We start from the raw sequence: 1,497 nt of genomic DNA on the forward strand, positions 1-1,497 counted from the left end.
GGCCACAGCCGCGCCATCAGGAACACGCCGAGCTTCACCATGGTGGCCGAATGCAGGTAGGCCGAGACCGGCGTGGGCGCCGCCATGGCGCGCGGCAGCCAGAAGTGGAACGGGAACTGCGCGCTCTTGGTGAAGGCGCCCAGCAATATCAGCACCAGGGCCGCCGGATAGAGCGCATGCGCGCGGATCTCATTGCCCGAGGCGAGCACCACGTCGAGCTCGTAGCTGCCCGCGATGCGGCCCAGCACGATCACGCCCGCGAGCAAACAAAGCCCGCCGGCACCGGTGACCGTGAGCGCCATGCGCGCGCCGCGCCGCGCGTCGCGCCGGTGGTGCCAGTAGCCGATCAGCAGGAAGGAGAACAGGCTGGTGAGCTCCCAGAACAGCACCAGCTGGATCAGGTTGCCCGAGAGCACCACGCCCGTCATCGCGCCCATGAAGGCGAGAAAGAAAGAGAAGAAGCGCGGCACCGGATCGGACGCCGACATGTAATAGCGCGCATAGAGCACCACCAGCGCGCCGATGCCGAGCACCAGCATGCAGAACAGCCAGGCAAAGCCATCCATGCGGAACACGAGGTTGAGCCCGAGCTCGGGCAGCCACGCGATCTCCTGGCGCAGCACGTTGCCGCGCGCGATCTGGGGAAAGAACCATGCGGTCTGCAGCGCGCAGCCCAGTGCCACGAGCCCCGCCAGCGTCGACTCCCGGTTGCGCGCGTTCGACGGCATCAACGCGGCCAGCACGCTGGCAATGAAGGGGAGTGCGACGAGAAAGACCAGGGGCATTGCGGCCGATTCTATCGATCGACCCCTCGGAGGATTCCCCCGGAAACCCGCGAAGATCGACGGCCTTGCAGGCTGGCGATGGATCGATCAGGCGGCCAGGGCCTGCACGCTGCGTATGCCCAGCCAGGTCAGGAACAGCGATCCGCCGAGGTGGGCTGCTGCCGTGAGCAGCGCCACGCCCGGCCGGCCTTCGAGAAGCATGGTCACGACCTCGGCCGAGAAGCTCGAGAAGGTCGTCAGGCCGCCGAGAAAGCCCGTGACCAGCGCGAGCCGCCAGGCCGGATCGAGGTCGGGCAGCAGATGGAACGAGGCAATGGCCACGCCGACGAGGTAGCCTCCGACCAGGTTGGCGGCCAGCGTGCCCCAGGGCATGAACCCGCCCGCGCCGAACCACAGCGCAAGGCCCCAGCGCGCCAGCGCGCCCACGGAGGCCCCCATGCAGATGGCAAGAATCGGAAGCAGCATGGGCCTATTGTCGGGGCACAGCCGGCGCTGTTCAGGGCGCCATCTGCTGCGGCAGCCAGGTGACCAGCTGCGGCACGAAGTAGATGATCAGCACGGCCGCCACCATCAGGAAGAACATCGGCAGCGTGACGCGTGCGATGTAGAGCAGGTCTTTTCCGGTCATGCCCTGCAGCACGAACAGGTTGAAGCCCACGGGCGGCGTGATCTGCGCCATCTCGACCACCAGCACGATGAAGATGCCGAACCA

The 1,497-nt window shown here is 67.2% G+C and carries 3 protein-coding genes; all 3 read right to left on the reverse strand.

The features are described 5' to 3' along the window. Nucleotides 1-785: proton-conducting transporter transmembrane domain-containing protein (locus AC1DOC_RS33235; protein ID WP_478131517.1), on the reverse strand; the 785-nt coding region annotated here is incomplete at its 3' end. 87 nt (nt 786-872) lie between these two features. Then, nucleotides 873-1,250, reverse strand: coding sequence for a fluoride efflux transporter CrcB (gene crcB / locus AC1DOC_RS33240; protein ID WP_012746749.1), 378 nt, complete (start codon nt 1,248-1,250; stop codon nt 873-875). Nucleotides 1,251-1,281: 31 nt separating this feature from the next. Next, a partial coding sequence (locus tag AC1DOC_RS33245) for a TRAP transporter large permease subunit (RefSeq protein WP_478131518.1) occupies nt 1,282-1,497 on the reverse strand: 216 nt, incomplete at its 5' end.

This window comes from Variovorax sp. 01T439_2 (genome assembly GCF_056398445.1).

Coding starts and splice junctions, on each gene's coding strand:
- crcB (WP_012746749.1), bottom strand. CDS start 1,250: ATGCTGCTTCCGATTCTTGCCATCTGCATGGGGGCCTCCGTGGGCGCG.